We start from the raw sequence: 5,057 nt of genomic DNA, 5'->3' as shown, positions 1-5,057 counted from the left end.
GCGGGGGATAGCCGTCGAGCGCGCGCCGCGTGCGGTGATCATTCACGAGCTCCGCTTGCTTGATTTCTCGGGCGACCACTTCCGCTTGCGGATCGCTTGCAGCAAGGGCATCTATATTCGCAGCCTGGCCGAGGATCTCGGCAGCACGCTCGCTTGCGGCGCCCATTTGACTGCTCTGCGCCGGGTCGCCGTCGGCCCGCTGCGGATTGCCGACGCGGTGACGCTCGACCGGTTGGCGGCGCTTGCCGAAGAGCAGCGCGAAACCTGGCTACTGGCGCCTGATGCCCTGCTGCAGAGCCTGCCGCCGGTGTACCTGGACGACGCGGCAGCGCAGCGCTTCATGCATGGCAACCCGGTGATGGTGGATGGTCTGTCCGGGCGGTGCCGAGTCCACGCTGAAAGCCATCTGCTTGGTCCTGGCGCTCTCGATGGCGCCGGGAAGCTGCAGCTGCGGCGGGTGCTTGGCGCGCCGCAGGGATCCAACTGATCGGCGCGGCAATGGCGACCTTTCGAAGGGAAAAAACTTACCGTGCGGAGAGCGGAAGGAGTGCCGTGATTCTTGCTATGATGGATATTCCCTTTCCCTGAATGAGGAGTCAATGCCATGTTTGCCACGTTTTCAAGAACCATCGCCGTTACCGCTCTTTGCCTGGTTACCGCTGGTGCTGGCGCTGCCGAGCCTGCGAAGAAGGCTCCTGTGCCCGATGCGACGATCCAATTTTCCGGTGGTTCTATCGGGGTAGGGATTGGCTTTACCTGGGGCAGCGGCGACGTAGTGTTCCACGGCAAGACGTACAAGATCAAGATTGATGGTCTCTCGGCCGCCGAGGTGGGAGGTACCGGCCTCAAGGCGAAGGGCAAGGTCTACAATCTGAAGCATATCGAGGATATCGAAGGGACCTTCCTTTCTGGCGCCGCCGGCGGCACCCTGTACGGCGGCGGCACGAGCGCCGTCATGAAGAACGAGAAGGGCGTGGAAATGAAGGTCGAGACGATGACCAAGGGGCTGAGCCTCAAGCTGGCAGCCGAGGGGGTGAAGGTCTCGCTCGAGAAGTAAGGCGCGGTACGGGGGAGGTGGAGATGCGGAAGGTTCAGACGACGATCTGACCGCCTGCCAGATCCAGACGTCGCACGTCGGGCAGTTCGATGACGTCGCGATCATGGCAGGCGATTACCGTCGTCGTGCGTGCGCTGCCGAATCCGCGCAGCAGCTCGATGGTTTGTCGCCGCGACTCGGCGTCGAGACTGGCCGTCGGCTCGTCGAGCAGGAGAACCGCGGGCGCCAGTACCCAGGCGCGGGCGAGTGCGACGCGCTGCCTTTCTCCGCCGGACAGTTTCTGCGGGGGCGTCGCCAGCAGATGCTCCAGGCGTGCCCAGGCGATCGCCCCGGCGACCAGGCTTTCCCGTCGGCGGCGATCGATGCGGCGGGCGCAGAGGCCGTAAGCGATGTTCTGGGCGATGCTGGTATGGAACAGATACGGTTGCTGATGCACGTAAATCACTTCCCGTCGCAGCCAGTCGGGGTACGGCTGCCAGTCGAAGCGGCGCGAGCGGTAGTGACCGACGCCGCCGTCGGGTGTTTCGAGACCGGCCATGATGCGCAGCAGGGTGGTCTTGCCGCTGCCGTTTTCGCCGGTCAGCACGTAGCTCGCGCCGGCCAGGAGTGTCAGCTCGTCGATCGCGAACAGCCGCCGGGCGCCGAAGGACTTGGCGAGCGCCGACACGCGCAACAGGCTCATCGCCGCGATTCTCCCTGGAAAAAGGCAAAAGCCGAGTTGATTCCGAGCGCGACGAGCAGGAGAACGATGCCGAGGGCGATTCCCTGCGCAAACTCGCCCTTGCTCGTTTCGAGCGCGATCGCCGTCGGAATGTTGCGCGTCACCCCGGCGATGTTGCCGCCGACCATCAGCGAGCAGCCGATCTCCGAAACGACCCGGCCGAAGGCGCTGCAGACAGCGGCCATCAGGGCGAAGCGCACTTCGACGAGCAGCGTCCAGGCGATGCGCGCGTCCGCCGCGCCCAGCGCGATCGCCGTCTCGCGGGCGCGCGGGTCGGCGCTCTGAATCGCCGCCAGCGAGAAAGCGATGAGCACCGGCAGAGCGATCAGCACCTGACCGATGACCATCGCCGTCTGGGTGAACAACAGTTGCAGTTGGCCGAAGACGCCCTGACGGGAGAGCAGCAGGTAGAGGATCAGGCCGACGACGACCGTCGGCGATGCCAGCAGCCCCTGCGTCACGACGATCAGCATTCGCCGTCCGGGAAAATCGACGGTCGCCAACAGATAGCCGATGCCGATGCCGATGGGCATCGCCAGCAGCATCGCGCGCAGGCTGACCGACAGCGAAACCGCCACGATCCCCCAGAGCTCCGGGTCGCCCGAGAAGAGCAGGCGCAGGGCAGCCTCGCTGGCGTCGACGAGTGCCAAGCCGGGGAATCCTAGCGATCTGCCGTGACGAAGAACAACTGCTCGCCGTCGGGTCGGAAGGAGCGGATGGCCGCGCGTCCAGCGGCACTGGTCAGCCAGTCGATCAGCGCGGTCGCGCCGGCAAAATTGCGTTCCGGGTACTTCGCAGGATTGACGGCGATGATGCCGTAGGGGTTGAACATCCGCTGGTCGCCCTGCACCAGGATTTCGAGGCCCGTGCGGCTCCGGTAGCTGGCGTAGGTGGCTCGGTCGGCCAGCGTATACGCCTGCATCTCACCGGCCATCGTCAGCACCTCGCCCATCCCGAGTCCGGCCGAGACATGCCACGGGGCGCCCTTGGCGGCAATTCCGAGTTGCTGCCAGTAGCGGAGCTCCATGCGCTCGGTCCCCGAATCGTCTCCGCGCGAGACGAAACGCGCCCGTTTGGCGGCGATCTGGCGAAAAGCGTCGAGCACGTCGCTGCGACCGCGTATTTGCGCCGGATCGCCGGCCGGCCCGACGAGGACGAAGTCGTTGTACATCACGTCGCGGCGGCCGACCCCGTGCCCGGCAGCGACAAAGGCATCCTCGGCCTGCCGGTCATGCACCAGGACGACATCGACGTCACCGTTCTCGGCCAGCTTGAGCGCCTTGCCGGTGCCGACCGCAATGACCTGCACGCGCATGCCTTGTTGTCGTTCGAACTGCGGCAGGATGGCGCGCAGCAGGCCGGAGTTGTCCGTGCTGGTCGTCGTCGCCAGGCGCAACAGTCCCTCGGCGAGCACCGGGAATGAAAGACCGAAAAGCAGGCAAATTGCCGCAAACAGGCGGAAGGGGCCAAAGAATTTATCGTGCATGGCGATCGGACTGCGCAAAAAGCGTATGATTTAAGGCTACTACTGCCTGCCCTAAGGCGCATTCTTCGGGCTGCGGGCGGGCGGATGCATTTCGCAAGACAGGAGATGGGATACATGCGCGCTTCCGACCCATTCTCTCGTCCGCTGCCGGCTGCCGGCAAGCGTCGGGACTTGCCAGGAGGAGTCCTCGTGGCGCCGCGTGCGGTCGAAGCGGGCGGAGGCGTACCGCGTACCGCTTCCGCTGGCCCGCTTGCAGCCGGAACGCTTCCTCTGTTGCTGACGACCCGTCAGAGACTGCCCAGGCAAGGCGAGTGTAGCGAGAAAATCGACGCGCACCAAGCCGTTTTCGCACGGCTGCGCCGGGTGTGCAAAGAGGTGGCCGATTTGCTCCCGGCTGCCCGAATCGCTTGCCAAGGGTAACGGACGCCCGCCATGCTTCCCGAACCAGGCCTCGCCGATCCTGCCGCAAGCGGCTGCGATGCCGGTGGCCGCGATCACCCAGGCGAGCCGGAGCACGCCGTTCTGCGCGCCGCCGAAGAAAGGCTGCGACTGCACGACAAGATCTTCGCGCGCAACAACGAGGCGGTGCTGGTGGCCGATGCCGGCGAGACCATCGTCTCGGTCAATCGGGCATTTTCGAACATTACCGGTTACCGCGAAAGCGAAGTCCTCGGTCAGCCGGCGGGGCTGCTGCTCCGACAGGAAGGCCAGTCGCTGCTGCGAGCGAAGATTTGCGACAGTGTCGTTGACGACGGCGAGTGGTCCGGCGAGCTTCTGCTGCAGCGCAAGAACGGCGACACCTTTACCGCCTGGACGGCAATCGGTTCACTGAGCGATGCCGATGGCGAACTCCGCCATTACTTCGTCGTCTTTTCCGACACCACCGAGCGCAAGGAGGCCGAGCGCCAGATCCACCGCCTTGCCTATTACGATTCGCTGACCTCGCTGCCGAATCGCAATCTCTTCTACTCGCTGCTCGAAAAGGCGCTGAGTGCAGCGCAGCGCCAGCGGACTCACGGCGCCTTGCTGTTTCTCGATCTCAATCGTTTCAAGCACGTCAACGATTCCTTCGGGCACACGCAGGCCGACTGCATTCTCCGTGAGGTGAGTCGCCGCCTGTCGACGACTCTGCGCGAGGGGGACATCGTCGCCCGACTGGGCGGCGACGAGTTCGTCATCGCCTTGCCCGAGATCAACCGCCGCGAGCACGCCGGGCAGGTGGCGCGAAAGGTGCTTGCCGCACTGGCTGAACCGTTTTTCCTGGAAAGACACGAGATCCTGCTGTCCGCCAGCATCGGCATCAGCATTTTTCCCGATGATGGCCGCGATGCCGAAACCTTGCTGAGGAATGCGGACGTCGCCATGTTCCGAGCCAAGAAACGTGGCAGCAATTCACATGTTTTCTATTCGCAGGAAATGAACCAGCGGTCGTTCGAGCAGTTCAAGCTCGAGGGCGGCTTGCGTCGCGCCAGCGAGCGCGGCGAATTGCATCTGCTCTACCAGCCGCAACTCGATCTGGCCAGCGGACGAATCGCCGGGGCAGAAGCCCTGTTACGCTGGCAGCACCCGGAACACGGTCTGATTCCACCCGCGAGATTCATTCCGGTGGCCGAGGAAACCGGGCTGATCAACCAGATCGGTGACTGGGTGCTCGATGCCGCCTGTCTGCAGGTGCGCGACTGGCTCGATCAGGGGCTGTCGCACGTGCGGGTGGCGGTCAATCTGTCGGCGCGCCAGTTCACTGCCTCGCTGCCGAAGAAGATCGTCGGCTTCCTCATGCGCCATGCCGTCCC

At 64.6% G+C, this 5,057-nt stretch carries 6 protein-coding genes; 3 read left to right on the top strand and 3 right to left on the bottom strand.

Going from position 1 to position 5,057, the window contains the following annotated elements:
- Together NFV80_RS04345 and NFV80_RS04340 are read left to right on the top strand one after the other, a co-directional pair.
- Nucleotides 1-487: tRNA pseudouridine(55) synthase TruB (locus tag NFV80_RS04345; RefSeq protein ID WP_295326992.1), on the top strand; the 487-nt coding region annotated here is incomplete at its 5' end.
- Nucleotides 488-604: 117 nt separating this feature from the next.
- Complete coding sequence (locus NFV80_RS04340) at nt 605-1,057, top strand: hypothetical protein (protein ID WP_295326994.1); 453 nt, start codon at nt 605-607, stop codon at nt 1,055-1,057.
- Nucleotides 1,058-1,091: 34 nt separating this feature from the next.
- Here the strand turns inward: NFV80_RS04340 and NFV80_RS04335 are convergent, their stop codons facing one another.
- Genes NFV80_RS04335 through NFV80_RS04325 form a run of 3 tightly spaced genes read right to left on the bottom strand, consistent with a single transcriptional unit; the run spans nt 1,092 to nt 3,264 of the window.
- Entirely contained in the window at nt 1,092-1,739 is a 648-nt protein-coding gene (locus tag NFV80_RS04335; protein WP_295326996.1) for an energy-coupling factor ABC transporter ATP-binding protein, read from the bottom strand.
- Nucleotides 1,736-2,428 carry an ABC transporter permease gene (locus NFV80_RS04330; protein WP_295326999.1) on the bottom strand — a complete coding sequence of 231 codons (693 nt, stop codon included), beginning with the start codon at nt 2,426-2,428 and terminating at the stop codon, nt 1,736-1,738. Before NFV80_RS04330 ends, NFV80_RS04335 begins: the two co-directional genes overlap by 4 nt.
- Nucleotides 2,429-2,439: 11 nt before the next feature.
- Nucleotides 2,440-3,264 carry a substrate-binding domain-containing protein gene (locus tag NFV80_RS04325; RefSeq protein WP_295327002.1) on the bottom strand — a complete coding sequence of 275 codons (825 nt, stop codon included), beginning with the start codon at nt 3,262-3,264 and terminating at the stop codon, nt 2,440-2,442.
- Between the two features lie 432 nt (nt 3,265-3,696).
- Between NFV80_RS04325 and NFV80_RS04320 the strand changes: the two genes are divergently transcribed.
- A partial coding sequence (locus NFV80_RS04320; RefSeq protein WP_295327005.1) for a diguanylate cyclase occupies nt 3,697-5,057 on the top strand: 1,361 nt, incomplete at its 3' end.

Source organism: Accumulibacter sp. (genome assembly GCF_023806565.1).
In the GTDB taxonomy this organism is placed as follows: Bacteria; Pseudomonadota; Gammaproteobacteria; order Burkholderiales; family Rhodocyclaceae; genus Accumulibacter.
This window is presented reverse-complemented; position numbering and strand designations above follow the sequence as displayed.

Coding starts and splice junctions, on each gene's coding strand:
- NFV80_RS04335 (WP_295326996.1), bottom strand. CDS start 1,739: ATGAGCCTGTTGCGCGTGTCGGCGCTCGCCAAGTCCTTCGGCGCCCGG.
- NFV80_RS04340 (WP_295326994.1), top strand. CDS start 605: ATGTTTGCCACGTTTTCAAGAACCATCGCCGTTACCGCTCTTTGCCTG.
- NFV80_RS04325 (WP_295327002.1), bottom strand. CDS start 3,264: ATGCACGATAAATTCTTTGGCCCCTTCCGCCTGTTTGCGGCAATTTGC.